This is a genomic window from Anaerococcus porci, assembly GCF_034090325.1.
GTDB lineage: Bacteria > Bacillota > Clostridia > Tissierellales > Peptoniphilaceae > Anaerococcus > Anaerococcus porci.
Window position 1 is genome coordinate 21,213 of the sequence record NZ_JAXDSU010000007.1, and the last position, 17,803, is coordinate 39,015.

Sequence of the window (17,803 nt, forward strand, 5' to 3'; positions counted from 1 at the left end):
AACCGACTTGGTCAGTAAAATTTAGGTTTAGTTTAGATAGTGCAAAGATAGCTAAAGCAAGCTTGTATATCCACATAGGAATAGGAGAGCATATGAAAAAAGCACTGAGAAAAGTAATGTCGTTTTTGATGGCACTATTTATGGTTCTTCAAGTTATGATTCCAGCCTTTCCATCAAAGGCTGAGGAGCTAGACCCAAATACCATAAAAACAATAGAAGATTTAAAGACAGATTCTGATACCAATCTTTCTATTACAATTTCCCATAAATTAAACGATCTTGCTAAAAGAGAAGAAGATGAGAATAAATTTTCAATAGCGGTTGGTATATCAGATAAAACCCGTACTTTCAGACTTGTAAATAGGGATGATATAAGCCTGTATGAAAAAGGGCATTTTTCTACTATTGAAGAAGCAAGCAAAGAATATGATAGGGTAAAAAAGGACCTCAATGACCAAGGCCTTGACCTAGATATATCAATAATAGAAGAAGATGAGGGGTTTAGGATAGTTGATGAAAAAACCTACCTTGATATAAAAGAAGGTAGAGAGCCTGATAAGAAATATGGCAAAAACTATTCCTATATAGACTTAAAAGTTTTAGATAACTTTGATTTTGAAAACAAAGGATATACAAGATTTGCAGAAGAAAAAGATAAGCTATTTTTCAATTTAGATTTCTATAAATACATATCACCTGATCCTAACTTTAACTTATATGAAGAGGATAGTGAGGGAAATCTAAAGATTAAAAATAAGGGAGACCTACTTGCAGTTTTAACAGATGATAAGGTAAAAAAATATGATACAGACTCCCTAGAAAGTGACTTTAGCCTTCTTAAGCAATATAAGGAAGAAAAGTCCAAAGCAGAGGAAGAAAAAAAGACTGAAGAAAAAAAGACAGAAGAAGATAAGAAAGCTGAAGAAAATACTGAAAAGGAAAAAACAGAAGAAGATAAAAAGTCTGAAGAAAAAACAGAAGAGAAGACTGAAGAAGATAAAAAGGCTGAACAAGAAGCTAATACTGAAAAAGAAAACAAAGACCAAGAAGAAAAATCGGAAGAAAAGAAACAAGAAGAGCCTTCAAACTTTGACAAGGCAGATAAAGAATTAAAAGACGCTCTAGCTAATCCTAAAAACGGTATCAAAGAAATTCAAGACCTTCTCCATGAGCTTGGAGAAAAATATATCCTTACACCAGATGAAGAAGAAAAACTCATGTCTGCCAATGATAAGGCAATAAAGGACTTAGTAAAAAAAGATCAGGAAGAAAACTTTAGACCAAATAATTTAAGGGTATCTAATAGTTTTTCTGATAAGGAGTTTCAAGTAAATACTAGCCTACAAGTTATGGCAACATCTACTTGGCCTATACCTACTGGTTGGTATTTTGACCTAAAAATAGGTCCTTATCTAAAAGCAGATGGCACATATTCGCTAAAGCAATTAAAAGATAATTCTGGCAAGGTAGTAGCTACTCCATCTTATGTAGAAGATGGAGACAATCACTATATTAGATACACCTTTGTTAGGTCTATAAAATCTAATATAAATCTAGATATAAATCAAAGCCTAGCCTTTGATACAGATAATATTGGAAATAGTGATAGCATAGATGTAAATATCTCCCTTGCTCCAAAAAATAACCCAGAGCAAGACCTACTTACAAAGACGGTTAATTTAACCGACTCATCTCCAGTAATAGGAAATACAAGTTATATTATAAATGAGCAAACAGGCGATGAAACAGTCTACCCATACAAACTTTCTTGGACATCCAAGCAAAGCATCATAGACTCAAATGGAAATAGAAGTTCATCTATGTTTATCGACCAAAACGACTTAAATGTCTTATGGGATATAGAAGTAGACACTAGTCCTTTAGCAGGCACAAAAGGAGAAAATCTCGACTTTAGTAAGCTTAACATAAGCCTATTCTCCTCAGCTGCACAAGGACTTAGAAATTTCAAATACAAATTATCTACCAGCCCTATAAATGACTACAATAGTGGCTATACAACATCAGATAAAGAAGCAGAACTTCTTATGGATAATACTTCCATAAATAAGTCTGAGTTAGGAGATAAACTATACATAAGAGTTATAGCTCCTATAGATTCTAATCAAATCCACCAAGCCTATTCTATGGGACTTAGGCTAAACCCAGACACCAACTATATTAAGGCTATGGTTGATAAAAAACTTGAAGAGTTTAGGAAAATCCCAACAATCTTTAAGTGGATAGAGGGACTTGAACAAGCCCAAACATATGCTAATGTACCATTTAACCTTATAGAAACAAACATAGTTGCAAACAATGCTTATCAAGATAAATTCACCAATGAAAATTTCTTCTATGACTCAACAAGAACCATAGTAGCAAATAGAGTTACTGACAATAGAGTTGACTGGAGTGCTCAAGACCTTATTAGACTAGGAGAAGATGAAGATTTAGGCCTTGAAACACCTGATTTTCTCTTAAATGGAATAGGAGATAAACAAGATTTAAGCAAGACAAAAGTATACTTCGTACCACTTGTAGATGGAGGATATAGAAGAACTACTAGGGTAAGGGATGTTCTTCTTGATAATGGAAGATATTACCCAGGTACTATTGTTTCCTATACTTACGAAAACCAAACAGGCTCAAGAAATGATACCTACAACATGAGGACAACTATCAAAGAAAAGAAAAATGACATCTTTGATCCTTCATCAGTTCTTGACAGAGGCGGATATATAGACCTATATACTGAAAAGATAAGCCAAGATGAGCTTATGAATGGCTTTATAGCCTATATGGAATATCCTTATACTATAATGAGGATTAATAGAAACTTTGACATGGGTCTATGTTTTAATAGTGGTACAGATGATCCAACCATCAAGGGCAAGAAGGGGATCTTCCTTGATAAAAATGAAAATCCATCAGGAGACTTCCTAATATCAAGACTTAATGAAAATGTCAAAGGTAATTCCAATACATCTGGTTACAGACTTGTTCCGAAATTACAAGAATATGGACAATATAATAGGGACGGTTCTAAAAGCCAAGGTCAAGCTATGGAAGACTTAATGAAAAGAATCTTCTTCTATAGTGAACAAGTTAAGAAAAACTACACATCAAAAACAGGTGAAATCATGCATAGGCAAGTGGAAAGCTCTATGCTTCAAAGGGTAATCCATCACTATACAGATGGGGTTGATATAAGAAGAGATTACTTCTCTAATTCATCAACTTACAATTCGGATTCTTGGAAGGTCGATTACACCCTAGGTGGTCCAAATATATCTGGAACTTCGAAAAAAGAAAAGCAATTTGAAGGCTCTGATCAAAGCCGTATGACATATGATGAGCATGGTAATAGATTTAGGATGCTAAAGGACAATGAAACAAGGATAGGAAACTATCCTCCAGTTAGTGATCTTCAAATCGAATATGCTGATGATATTATAAAGCTAGTTGAGGCATCATATGGTAACAATAGTGACTGGTCAGAGGATAAGGCAAAATCAGTTAAACTAATATTTTATTCCCATACTGATCCTGGTAAATACCAAGAGCTAATATCAGCTCATGTAGTAGAACCAATAGAAATTGATAAGTTCAAAGAAGACGGCAAGACCAGACTTTCTGGAGCAACTTTCATCTTTACCAATATATATACAGGTGAGGTAGAAAAATACAAAACAAATGATCAAGACTCTGGTAAAATTTACCTAAAACCAGGCGCCTACAGGGTATCAGAGCTTGCACCAGAAGGTTATGAAGCCATTAAGCCTTTTAGGATAGTAGTAGAAAGAAAAGAAATTAACCCAGACGATGGACCATACCTTTACAAAAACCTACCTAGTATTCATGTAAATGATGGCTATAAGACAGAAGTAAAGCTAAGCGAGGTACCAACATCTGCCGATGGTAGAAAGCTTGTAGAACTTGACAATGATAAGCTTAAAATAAAGGTAACCAATATCCAAGATAACCTCGGTAAGGTAGAATTCACCAAGAAAAACAAGCATACCAAGCTTGATGGAGCAGAATTTACTCTTACAAAACTTAAAGCTACAAATCTAAGCGAGGCACAGGCAAACCAAACAGACTTTGATACTAAAACTGATGGAAGTCTACTCTACCAACAAAAATCAACAGGTTCTTATGGTGATTTCAAATTCGAGCAAATGCCAAAGGGCTTCTATATATTAGAAGAAACATCCGTTCCAAAAGGCTATGAAAAAGCCCCTAAGCTAATCTTAGAAGCTAAAGAGACAACAGATTCAGCAGGTAAGAAAAAGGTAGAAGTAAGCTTTGTAGACAAAAACATATACAATGTCAAGACAAATCAAAACGAAATAATAAATGAAACTAAGAAAACAAGTATAAAATTTAGGAAAGTTAGAGAGGATGTCCTAGCTGACCCAAGTCATGAACATCTAGGCCTATCCAATGCTAAATTTAGGCTCTATTCTCTAAGAACAATAGATAATGAGTTCTACCTCAAGGAAGTTTATTCTGATAATACAGAAAAAACTAACCCGCCAGCTGCTTTGATAGATGGTCAACAAGCTAAAAATGGTGGATATTTCGTATTTGACAATCTTTCAGAAGGCGAATACCTACTAGAAGAACTTCAAGCACCAAAGGGATATTCAAAAGTAGATTTCTTCGGTTGGAAACTTGTAGTAAAAGAAAATAGTAAAGGAAATCTTGAAAGCAAACTCTACAAAATCCCAACAGAAAAAGACCTTGATAAGGATGTAGAAGAACTAGAAGAAGTAAGCTTAGATGATATTATAAGGTCCGATGAGAATAGTGGAAGTACAAAGGCTTATCAAATAGGAAATGATATCAGAAAAATTGATATAAACTTTGCTAAGTATTTGGCATCAAGTGATGGTGTTTATAATCCTATCTTGGCAAATGAAAAACTTGTAGATGAAATTGGTCAGCCTGTAAGCTTTGACCTATACAAGTCTGATTATTATGGAACAATCATAGGTGATAAAATAAATGAAAAGCCTATAATACAAAATATCTTTAAGACAAATTCAGAAGATAGGGTATTTAAAGAAGAAAAATATGACTATCAATTTGAAATTCATGACCTAGAATTCGGTGGCTACTACGTACTTAGGGAAAATAATCCTCCTAAAGGTTATAAAAAAGCTAATGATATCCTACTAAAGGTTGAAGCAGAAGCCATAGCCGATGAAGGTCAAATGAAAGTTATAGTAAGAGATCCTAACAACAATACCAAATATGGTGAACATGCAATCTTTGAAGGAGTTATAGATTATAAAAAAGAAGCTAAACTCGGAGAATTGTATATAAAGAAAACAGGAGATGCAATTGCTCCATACAAGGGCAAGGTTGGTTTGAGAAGAGCATACTTCAGACTCTACACTGCAACTGATGATTTCGAGATAAAGAAAAACGCCCAAGGTTTTGCTGAAGAATATATACAAAAGGTAAGTCCGGGAGAAGCTATAACAAAGCCAAATCCAGACAATCCAAACGAGCAAATAGGAAAAGATCCTAAAGAGCTTCCAAAAAATCAAGGTATAATAATTTTCGACCAATTAAAACCTGGAAAATATGTTCTAGAAGAGTATAGAGGACCAGCTGGTTATGAAAGAGATCCTAACCCTTGGTATATCCTAGTAAGAGATGATGGTACAGTTCTAAAATCAAGACAAAAAATAAATCTAACACCTGAACTTTCAAGAATGGTATTAAATAGTCCTAGACTAGAAAATACAGGTCTAGATCTTTCAAATATCGAAAGCCTAAGTGCAGTAAGTTCAGCTAATTTAGACTCTAAATTTTATTCTGTAGATACAAAAAATGCAAATATCGATGTAGATGCTAGTGCTGTAAATACTGATGAGGGAACAAGAGATATTAAACTTACTATAATACCTAAGATTAGAACAACTATAGAAGATAAAACAAGGCCAAAGAAAATCCATGTAGTAATGTTGGTTGATAGGGACAAGGACCCTTCAAATTCAGGTTTTATATCTAGTCCTACAAGTTTGGATGGTAATATAAATAAGTTTATAACAGACTTAAGAGATACAGCACAAAAGTATGGCTCACAAGTAGATATATCTTTTATCCAATATTCAGGTGTCTCTAATCAAAACAAGATGCTTCTTGATAAGGTAAATCTTGCAGACTATGATTATCTAGGAAAAGAAGATTATCCGATGAAGCTAATAAGAGCGAACAATATTGTAACAGAAGATACCAAGATAAGAGATTACCTAACAGCCTTTGGGGTAAGCCAAAGAAATACAATAACCGATGATTCATCATATATGCTAATGGTAACTAGGAAAAAAGACTTTAATTCTTGGGTTAATAGTATTATGTCAAATGATGCTAGCTATGATGAAAAATTTGTAATAAATCTTCCAAGCCATAATGGAAATATTTCTAATAGATTCTCGGAAGGTGGATACAATAAGTATAGGCAATCTGAGATAACATCAGCATTTAAAGGCTATGAAAGCTGGGTAAGCCATGTTGATACCCTAACAAATCCTGACAATACAGGAGCATATACTGGATATAGGGATTATATGGCAGATAAGGCTATAAGTGGTATAGATTACTTTGACTTCAAGGCAACTAACTATTGGATAGGTAATCAATGGGTAAAAAATATTGCCCCATATGTACAAAAAGACTTCTTTGATAGCTTGTTAGTAGAAGACAACTTTGTAAAAAAAGGTCCTAGCACAAGCATAGAAGAATCACTTCTTAAAAATGGACAATTACAAATTAGACCAGATCCTCATGTTAGTTTGATATCTAATAGCTTTAACAAAGAATCTAATGGACAAGAAGAACCATTAAGCAAGGTATCAGCCAACACAGCAGATGGAATCTATAGATTTGATATACCAAGCCCTAATAATACAGCAAATGAAGGTGAAGAGTATGTAATAAATTATAAGCTAAGATTAGATGATGATGCTTCAGTTAACCAAGATTACTTGATTCATGATATTCTCAAATGGATACCAGACAAAAAGAATTCAAGCGATTTTGAAAATCTTGATACAAATAATCTTATCATAAGAAGAAATGAGAAAGTAAATCCTCCTACCCCACAAGGAGATATAAATCTTAAAGTAAACTTTACCTACTTAAATCAAACAGATGGCAATGAAGATAAGACAGTGCCAAGTGGTAAAGCAGGAAGTATTAAACTTCAAGTAGGTGATGGTCTTTCTTGGACAGATGTGGCAGATGTTAAAGATGCCCCATATCAAGGAAGCCTTGATTTTGCTAATCTTGACCCTAGTAGGCAATATCGAGTTGTCTATACTAGAGATGAAAAAAATGCAAATGAATGGGCAACTGAAACTGTATCAGTTTATCCAGTTGACTTTAAGAAAGTCGATCCTAATACAAATCAAGTAACTATAGAAATAGCAAATGGTAATCTTACAGAAATCTTTAATAATGATGAGAGTGGATTTAGGATTCCTCTAAGAGTTTCTAAGGTAAATTCAAACAAGGGAACTCTAACAGGCTCACAATTTAAGGCACGTAAGATAATAAATGGAGAAAAGGCACCTGAGTATATAGATGGAAAGCCAACAGGTAATTACACATATCCAAAATACTATAATGAAGAATTTGACGCTGTATCAGAAGCAACAGGTGAGCCGGGAGATAACTACTTTAGAGAGCTAACTCCAGGAATCTACGAACTAGAAGAAATAAAAACTCCAGATGCTTCTTACAAAATTCCAAAAGATAAAGATGGCAATCCTATGAAGTGGTACTTTAAGGTTTATGTTAACAAAGACAAAAGCCCAAGAGATGCCGACTACATGAACATAGACTTTGGTTTTAGCCATACATTCTCTGAATCTGATGATTTCAATAAGGCTATCAGTGATGAAGAAAAGCAAAAACTCATAGGAACAACCATTAAGGGGCTGGGAGTAGATGATCCAGTATTTAACAAATATGCCAAGATAGTAGCAGATGATGGAAGATCATACCCTGCAAGACCAGATGCCCCATATAAGAAAATCCATGATGTTCAAGTAACTAACTACAAGAATAAAACTAAACTAAACTTTAAAAAAGTAGATCTTAACTATAATACCATCTCTGGTGCAAAATTTAGACTAATTAAGGTAAAAACAAATAAGGATGGCACAGTCCAAACAAGCTTTTTCGGTAATAAGCCAGTAGAGGACACCTATGAAGAAGATATTATAGAAAATGAGGCTGTAATACACAAGAAAGGTGACCCAATCTATAAAGAAGAGGCAATATCTGATAAGATTCTAGGAGTTGAATTTAATGATATCCCAGAAGGAACCTATATCCTAGAAGAGATAGCCCCTGCAGAAGGCTATAAGAAAAATGATGGTTATATTACTATAACTTTCACAGAAAATGAACAAGGTAAGTGGAAACAAGTAGTTAAGGCAGATTCATACCCTTATAAGACCGATCAAAATGGTAACTTGTCTGCAATAACAAATGCCAAGTCCTATATTGACCTTAAATTCCAAAAATTGGATAACAAGGGAGAAGAAGTTAGGGCAGCAGACTTTAAACTAAGTGAAGTTGATGAAAAAGGTGAAAAAATCGAAGGAGGATATGAAAAAACTATCTACTCCTACGATAACTCAAGATTTAACTTCGATAATCTTGGACCAGGACGCTACAAACTAGAAGAAACTAGAATCCTAGACAGGTTCCAAAAACCTAACCCATGGTTTTTTACTATAAAAGTTAAAGATAAAAGTACAGGTGAACTTGAGATAGTCTCAGAAAATAAAAATGACCTTTCCATAAAAGAGGTCACTGACAAAAAAGATGAGTCAGATTACCAAATCATAAACTATGAGAAAACCAAGTTTAACTTCACTAAGCTGAAAGAAGATGACACACCGCTTAAGGATGCAGTCTTTAGCCTAAAGAAAGTAAGAGATAAAATCCATGATGGGGATTTAGCTTCAGAAGATAAAACAATAGGCTACCTATATGATGAAAATGGAAAGTTTAAGGGAGTCTATAATGGAAAATACCAAGAAGGAACAGGGGTTGATTCTACAAGTGGAGCAACCACAGCCTACTATAGGAAAGCTCGTTCCCAAACTGATGGTTCTGTAAACTTCTACGACCTAACAGAAGGTATCTATGAATTAGAAGAGATAATAATTCCAGAAGGTTATTCAAGCAATAGTAGCCAATATAGGTGGATAATAGAAGTTAAAAAAGGCAAAAATGGTCTTGAAGTTATATATGATAAGACAAGAGAGAAATCATATTATGAAAAATATGATCAAGCCTATGATGAAAAATACAAACAAAATAACTTCGATAAATCTGACAACTTAAGTCTTAGCCCTTATGGAAATAAACTTATAAACCATAAGAATACAACAGATCTTAAATGGAAAAAGGTTAGTGATAAAGCGGAAAACCCAATCAAATCAGAAACAAAGTTTACCCTTTATAAAAACTCCAATGACCCAGATGACCTAGATAAGGCCAAATCTGGTCAGGCAATAGCTGCCCCATATGAAGTGGTATCATCGGATGGTGCTTTTGAAATAACAGACCTATCAAAGGGTGTCTACACCCTAGCAGAAACAAGTCCACCAACTGGATACAAAAAAATGGATAGATATATTGTTATCCAAATTAAGGAAGATGGAAATAACCACTTACAAAAAACCTTCTATGAACTTAAGTTAAATGATAATGGAGAGTATGAAAGAGTTGAAAACTTTGCTGATTTTGATTATATTTTGGCAAATATCCCTAAAATAGGAAAACCTAGCCTCAGAAAAGATAAGGCCAGTGATTTTTGGATAAGAAACTTTGAAAAAGATTATTTTGTTTTTTCAAAAATATCACTAAATGGTAGACCAAGACCAAATAATTATGATAATATTAAAACGGGATATTTAAAATTAAAATTATCGCCCGCTGATGATAATACAAACAAAAATGCTAAAACTTATACAAAAGAAGTAAACTTGGCTGAAGATCCAAATCTTAACATTTATAAGTTTGAAGTAGATGATATATCCGAAGGAACATATATCCTAGAAGAACTTATGGCACCAGATGGATATCAAAAAACTTTGAAAAAATATAAGATAAAATTTACAAGAGAAAATGGCTCCTTTACAGCAATGCTTGTGGCAGTGCTAAATGAAGACGGCTCAATCTTAGTTGATAAGCAAAATAGACCAATCGATGAAACAGGGGACGTTATTTCAACACTTCCACCTCTTACTCCTTTAAGAGGTGTAGAGGTAAATGGACCATTAAAGATTGTAAACAAAAAAATAGGCATAGAGTTTACTAAAGTTGATAAACAAACAGATAAGCCATTAGCAAATGTAGAATTTGTCTTGGAAAGACAAGATGATTCAGCTAAGGATTATTATCCAGTTACAAGAAATCTAGACTTGATAATGACAGAAAAAGAAACAGGCAAAAGATATATCATAAAGAATGGAGAAAAAGTATATGAAACAAGTTACAATAGACTTGATGATTATAAGTTAAAATCCAATATAGATGGTAAATTTAAGCTTGAAAATCTAAAAGATGGTTATTATAGAATAATGGAAACAAAAGTTCCAGATGGCTATATGAAACCACAAGGTTCAGTAAAAGAATTTAGAGTAATAGACGATGATATAGAAATATTAACCCAACATGGTTATCAAAAAATAAGTGATGAAAATAAAACTCGTCTGACTAAGATAGTAAACTACAAACCAGGAAAGGGTAAGTTTAGCATAAACAAAACCAATGAAGAAGGTAAAAAACTTCAAGGAGTAAAATTCACCCTAACATCCATAGATGGTACTTCATTTGTACAAACAACAAACTCTGAAGGTAAGGCAGAATTTACAGACCTACCTAATGGCTTCTATTGGTTAATGGAAACATCAACCCTAGATGGTTATATGCTTGATAAACAGAAAAAACCAGTACTCATAGGAGATCAAAGTTGGACTGTCCCAGACAATCCAACAAATCCTGAAGATGTATCTGATAGGTTAATCTTTGATGGAAAGCAAGCTTCTGTCAAGTCAGTAGGTGGCAAGAGCGAAAGCGAACAAGTTGTATATCCTAATGAAGGAGAGGCAATCTTCGCTCAGTTTAGATTCAAATTAAGAGAAGGTGAAATGGTAAAACCTGGAGATACCTTTACCGTCAATTTCTCAGATAATGTTGACCTAGATGGAATAGTTAAAGACAACGATGGAGTAGGAAAGACAGATTCATCCTTCCTAGATATGATGAGTCCATCAGGAAAAATTGCCAAGGCAAAAATCAATGATGATAGAAAATCTATAACCTATACCTTTACAAACTTTGTCGAAAACTATAAACCAGAAGATATGCAGATGTTTATTCAACTATATCCAGATAGGATAAAGATAGATCACACACAAGATTTTCCAATAAGAGTAACAATTGGAAAACCAAGATATGCAAAAGCAGATCAAATCTTTACTGACAATATAAGGGTAGATTATAGTGTAATGCTTGATGGTCAAGGGACTAGAAGCTATGCGAATCCAACAACTGATGCATGGATGTACAATCTAAGAGTAGATCCAAAGGAAAAGACCTTTACAGCTGTTGTCTATTACAACTTATGGAACAAATCTCTTTATAACAAGAATTTAACATTTACTACTAACCAACCTATAGATGCAAATAGTCTATCTGTTAGGATTTATAAGAAAACTGGCAGGGGCTTTGCTCAAAACTGGCGAAATGGATACCTACCACAATCTAATGCAGTAGACTTTACAAGAAGCGACCTAAGATTTATAGGTGATGGATTCACTACGCACTATGTACCTGTTTATGACCAATGGAACCGACTTCTTGGTTACAATCCAAATGAAACTAAACTGTTAACTTTCCCAGAAGAATACTTCAATGCTAGAGGTGATGAAGATTCAACCTATGTATTAGAAATAAAGGGTAAGCTAAGTGATTCATCTAAGGCTACATCATTGCTATCAAGCGTAAACTATAGCCATAGAGAATACTATTGCCTTGATGCATATGGTAGAAAGACAACATCATGTCCTAGATGGACACATTACACTGACTATACTGGGGAGACTCATTCATGGTCTAAATTCTATGTGCCAGGAGCAAGTGGAGAAGGTAAGCTTGAGTTTAACTTCGTAAACTACAAAAACGTAATAGAATACACCAAGATTGATGGTGGGGTCATCTCAAATGCTAATACAGATAATCCGACTGGTGAAACTAGCCATAGGCCAGACCTAGATGTACTAGGAGTACTTGAAGGGGCTGAGTTTGAACTAAGAAAAGATGGCGTAAAAGTTGAGGGATCAGAAAGAAAATCAGATGTCTATGGTAAATTCTCATGGAAAGGTCTAGCTGAAGGTAGCTATGAAGTATGGGAGACTAAGGCTCCACATGGATACAAACTTCCAGAAAAAAGAGTATCATCATTCAAGGTGGACAAAGATGGTCACTTCATAGATATCTTAGACAATAAGCAAATTATTGCAAACTACAAGAGAGCAGACCTTAAACTTAAAAAGCTAGATCAAGATGGAAATCCACTTGAAGGAGCACAATTCCTATTAGAAGGAAAAGACGTAGAAGGCTATAATGACCAAACACTAAAAAGTGATAGCAAGGGTCAAGTTACATTTGAAGACCTAGCCTACGGCAAGTACACCTTAAAAGAGATGAAAGCTCCAGACGGCTACAATAAAACAGACAAAACTTGGGAGATTGAAGTAACTCGTGATGGTAAAATCCTATGGACCAACTCCTTTGATGATAGTCTAGAAATAAAAGATGCAACAGTTACAAACTTACAAGGTCAATCATCAGCTAATCTTGATAGCAAAATAGTTGGTATCAACAAAGACAAAAAAGTCTTTAGGCAATACAACCTTGTAAAACTAAATGGCACAGAAAAAGACATAAGAATAAGAGCAGACAGCAGAGTAAAACTAAATGACTCTAACACCCAAGTAAGGGTAATTCCTGTCAATAATACTTCAACGCTTGATGCTCCTACAGTTATAGACAAAAATGCCAACTTCAAACTAGCCTATGATAAAAATACAATAAACCTAGTTATAGAAGAAAACAAAGGCAATGAAGATACTCCTGAAGGATCTTCATCGGAAGAGTCAAGTACAAATCCTCAAAGAACCTACCTAGTAATAGTAGATATGCCATACAATAAAGATGGTAAAGTTGGGGCAGGACTTGCTTATGGAGTCTTGGAAGCTAGTGGATTTAAAACCACAGAAAGCATAGATAAGTACGTGGCATATGACAGTTCAATTAGCCAAGGTCAAGATAAGCACAATCCAGGCTTTGCAAATGACAAGTATCTATTAAGAAACCAATATGATATGACACTTGTCTTAGAAAATAAGAAAAATCCTGATATCTACTTTGAGAAGGTAGATTCTACAAATAAAGAAACTAAACTTCAAGGTGCAGAATTTGTACTTCAAAAGAAAATTGGAGAAACTTACCTAACTATAACAAAAGAAGGCAAAGAAGTAGATCCAACTAACATGAATGATAAAGCTTGGACAGTAACTTCAGACGATAAAGGTAGATTTGAATTTAAATCAATCCCAGATGGGGACTATCAAGTAAAAGAAGTTAAAGCTCCAAGAGGTTATGCAAATCTTAAACCTATAGCCTATAAGTTCAAAGTCCAAAATGGAAAAATCTATAAAGAAGACCTAGAAGGTAGGCTAGAGGATAAAGAATTAGAAAACTCTGATGAAAATAGAGAGCAAATAGAAAATAAGAAGGCAGTCTATCCATCAACTGGTGGACCAGGAGTTTGGATAGGATTTACAATCATTGGATTGGCTCTAATGATACTAGCTGTTCTAAGCTACTCTAAGAAAAAAGAGAAATTAAGTTAATTACTCAAAAGACCCTCAAAGGGTCCTTTGAGTTAATTATAAAAGTAGGAATGTTTCTAACTATAAGTTTTAAACTTATAAAAATTGATAAGGCAAAAGCCAAAAATTTATCAAGGCAAATTGACAAAAAGGGTAAAAGGAGAAAAATATGAAACACAAAATTTTGTCATTTTTAACAGCTCTTGCTATGGTACTTGGAATAGTAGTACAACCATTCGCAAAAGCTAATGCAGCACCTAGTAATGCAACAACAACAAATACAGTAACAGTGCATAAAATTCTTTTGACAGAAACTGCATTAAAAAATCATGATGTAAACAAAAAAGGATATGATGGTAATAAAATTCCAGATATTGGAACTTTCTTTGATGCAGAAGCAAAAGAAATTCCTGGAGTTTACTTCAAACTTCAAAAATTAAAAGCTAATATTCAAGAAGATCAAGTTGATGTAAACAATAATGATCAATGGGAAGATGTTAATGGACAAGAAGGTTTAACAACAGAAGATGGTCTTAAATTTACAACAACAGGTTTTGAAGGTAAATATAGAATAGTAGAAGACCTTACAAAATCAACATACAAGGGCGAAGATGGTCAAAGCGTACTTACAGGCTCAAAAGCTGTACCTACACTTCTAACTCTTCCTTTAGTAAATGAAGATGGAATCGTAGCTGACGCTCACGTTTATCCAAAAAATACAGAAAATAAGCCAGAAATCGACAAAAACTTTGCAAAAGAAAATGATTTAAAAGTTGATGAAGACGGTGAAGCAGGCTCAAAAGCTGGTGCAGTTTATGAAAACTACCAAAAGAAAAAAGCTACAGTAACAGCAGAAATTGGCAAAGAAGTACCTTATGAAGTTAAAACAAAAATCCCTGCTAAATCAAAATTAAAAACAGCTAAATGGGATGATAAGATGACAAGTGGTCTAACTTTCAAAAAAGGTTCGCTTTTAATCAAAGTTGGACAAGATAATTTAGAAAAAAATACAGATTATACATTAGAAGAAACAGATGAGGGCTTCGTAGCTAGTCTTACAGAAGCAGGCATTAAAAAAGTCAATGAAAAAGAAGAAGCTGTAGAAGTAACCTTAACATATACTGCAACTGTAAACTCTAAATCAGTAGTAGATATACCAGAAGCCAACGACATTATGTTCCACTATGGTAACAAACCAGGCTTTGGAACAACACCATACCCAACAAAACCAAATGAAAATGGTGAATTGACAATCAATAAATCATGGGATGATGGAGAATGGGCAGAAGGTGAAACTGCAACATTTAAACTTGTAGATGCAAATACAGGAGAAGATGTAAAAGAAAGTGACCTTGATAAAGTTGAAGGCTATACCTTTGAAGGAACAGTAACAATAGGTTCTACTAGTCGAGATGGTATTCCTGGAAATCCAAAAAACCCACCTGTTTATGGTAAGACTTACACATGGAAGGGTCTTAAAAAGGATAAACAATATAAGGCTGTAGAAATTGCAACAACATCAGGCTCAGAATCTGAATTCAAAAAAGGCGCAGATGGAACTATAATAGTAGTAAACCACAGATCTGACAATCCAAAACCACTTAACCCAACAGAACCAAAGGTTGTAAATGGTGGTAAGAAATTTGTAAAGACAAATAATAAACCAGGTGACCAACAAGAAAGACTTGCTGGAGCAGAATTCTACATTACAAATGAAGATGGAAGCAAATATTTAGTAGCTGCTAAAACTAGTCCAGAAGCTGTAAAAACAGCAAAAGATACATTAAATCAAAAAGTAGCAGACTATAATAATCTATCAGCTGAAGATCAAAAAGGTGATAAAGGAACAACAGCAAAAGCTGCAATTGATAAAGCTCAAGAAGACTACAATAAGGCATTCAAAGAAAACGCAAATGCTTATACTTGGGGAGAAAAGGCTGATGAAAATGTAGTAGTTGTAACATCTGATGGACAAGGTAGATTTGAAATCCAAGGTCTAGCTTATGGAAAATATAAATTAGAAGAAAAAACAGCTCCAAAAGGCTATGCTGCAAGAAATGACAAACCAGAATTCACAGTAGAAAAAGGTTCATACGCTGGAGTAGACTCAGAACTTCAATACAACAAAGATAATAAAGACGCTGGCTATGGTAAGCAAATAGAGAATAAGAAAGTTTCAATCCCACAAACTGGTGGAATTGGTTCACTTATATTCGTAGTAGCAGGTATCGCAATCATGGGTCTTGCTGCATACAAAATCCAAGCAAATAAAAAAGAAGCATAAGTTTATACATGGAGGAGTAATATGAAAAAAGTTAATATAAAACTAAGACAAGTCTTAGTATTTGCCTTAGTCCTATACCTAGTTACTCCTCTTTTGGCTTTTGCTAAAAGCGGAAATAGCCTAAATATTTTAGTAGACAATAGTGAAGCTGCTATTGATTATTGGAAGATTGATGATGAAAGCTTGATAGACTATAATAGTGAAGACTATGAAAAAAAGGCTGAAGAGCTTGTAAATAAATTTTCCAATGTTGATGAAGCTGACCTAAATAAAAAATTTGGTGAGAAAAAAACAGTTAAAGTCAGTGATAAGAAAGATGGAAAAGATTTAATTAAGGTAGAAAACTTATCCTATGGAACCTATCTGTTTAGACAAGTTAAAACAGAAGAAAAAACTTTCAAACCTTTTATTGTAAGTATAGATGAAACAACCATCAACCCTGCTACTATTATTCCAAAGACTGTAGTTCATGATATAATCCTTAGAAAAATAGACAAGGATACCAAAGATACTCTTATGGGTGTAGGATTTAAGCTAGTTGATAAAGAAGGTAATACACTCAAGTTTAAAAATACAGATGATGGCTACATCTATGATAAAGAAGGCGAGATAGAAGAACTTATCACAAACGATAAGGGACAGATTAAAGTCAAAGGCCTTGAAAAAGAAGCAAAATTCATAGAAACAAGTCCCCTTAATGGATATGAAAAAAATAAGGGGAAAGAAACAAGCTTTCTAAAAGATGGAGAAACAGTCGATTTTGAAAATGAGAAAGATTCTCGAACCAATATCTTCACCTTTGTAAAGATAGATGGAGATACCAAAAACCCATTAGAAGGGGCAGTCTTTAAAGTCCAAGTCAAAACAGACAAAATCTTTGAAGATGTCGAAGAAAATGGCAAAATCTACACACTAACAAGTGGTAAAGATGGAATTTTCAAAACCAAACAACTCCCATATGGAACTTATAGGCTAATAGAAACAAAAACCCCAACAAAGGACTACATCCTAAAAACAGATCCAATAAACTTTGAAATTGGAGAAAACTCCCACCAAATGAAAATAGAAGTTAAAAACTACAAGGGAAAGGTCCCACCTACACCAGGTGGAGGATCACGTCAAAGAAAAAAGACAAGCTCCCTTGTAAAAACAGGTGATGTCAAAATACTAATAATATTTATAATAGGCCTAATCCTAATAGCCTACGGTATAAAAACTGTAAGGGCCAGAGATTAGAAAAATAATGACTGTTGCAAATCAACCTTTGCAGCAGTCTTTTTTTAAGGGACAAAGGGGACAGAAAGGAACGTCCCTTTTGTCCCTTTTAGTTTAAAAATAAAATGTTATAATATAGAAAAGGATTATATGATTTTATTGTGAGTAAAACAAAGAAATTGTTTAAGTTGAATTTTTAAATATAGGGCGATTACTAAAACAAGCAGGCATCATATTATAAATAAAAGAGAAACTATTAGGAGAATAAATGACAGATATAAAGATAATATTTTTTGATATAGACGGAACCTTAATTTCCCTAGATAAGGATAGTATAAGCGAAAAGACAAAGATTGCCTTAAATTCCTTAAAA

The 17,803-nt window shown here is 33.9% G+C and carries 4 protein-coding genes; all 4 read left to right on the forward strand.

Going from position 1 to position 17,803, the window contains the following annotated elements; translation table 11 throughout:
* Positions 1-92: 92 nt before the first annotated feature.
* Positions 93-13,952, forward strand: coding sequence for a SpaA isopeptide-forming pilin-related protein (locus tag SOR60_RS01055; protein ID WP_320594979.1), 13,860 nt, complete (start codon positions 93-95; stop codon positions 13,950-13,952).
* 148 nt (positions 13,953-14,100) lie between these two features.
* Positions 14,101-16,215: a pilin N-terminal domain-containing protein gene (locus tag SOR60_RS01060; protein WP_320594980.1), complete on the forward strand. Its 2,115-nt coding sequence runs from the start codon at positions 14,101-14,103 to the stop codon at positions 16,213-16,215.
* 21 nt (positions 16,216-16,236) lie between these two features.
* Complete coding sequence (locus SOR60_RS01065) at positions 16,237-17,451, forward strand: MSCRAMM family protein (RefSeq protein ID WP_320594981.1); 1,215 nt, start codon at positions 16,237-16,239, stop codon at positions 17,449-17,451.
* Between the two features lie 247 nt (positions 17,452-17,698).
* Positions 17,699-17,803: HAD hydrolase family protein (locus SOR60_RS01070; protein WP_320594982.1), on the forward strand; the 105-nt coding region annotated here is incomplete at its 3' end.

Excerpts from the sequence above, each read along its gene's own strand:
- SOR60_RS01055 (WP_320594979.1), top strand. The coding sequence starts at position 93 with ATGAAAAAAGCACTGAGAAAAGTAATGTCGTTTTTGATGGCACTATTT.
- SOR60_RS01065 (WP_320594981.1), top strand. The coding sequence starts at position 16,237 with ATGAAAAAAGTTAATATAAAACTAAGACAAGTCTTAGTATTTGCCTTA.
- SOR60_RS01060 (WP_320594980.1), top strand. The coding sequence starts at position 14,101 with ATGAAACACAAAATTTTGTCATTTTTAACAGCTCTTGCTATGGTACTT.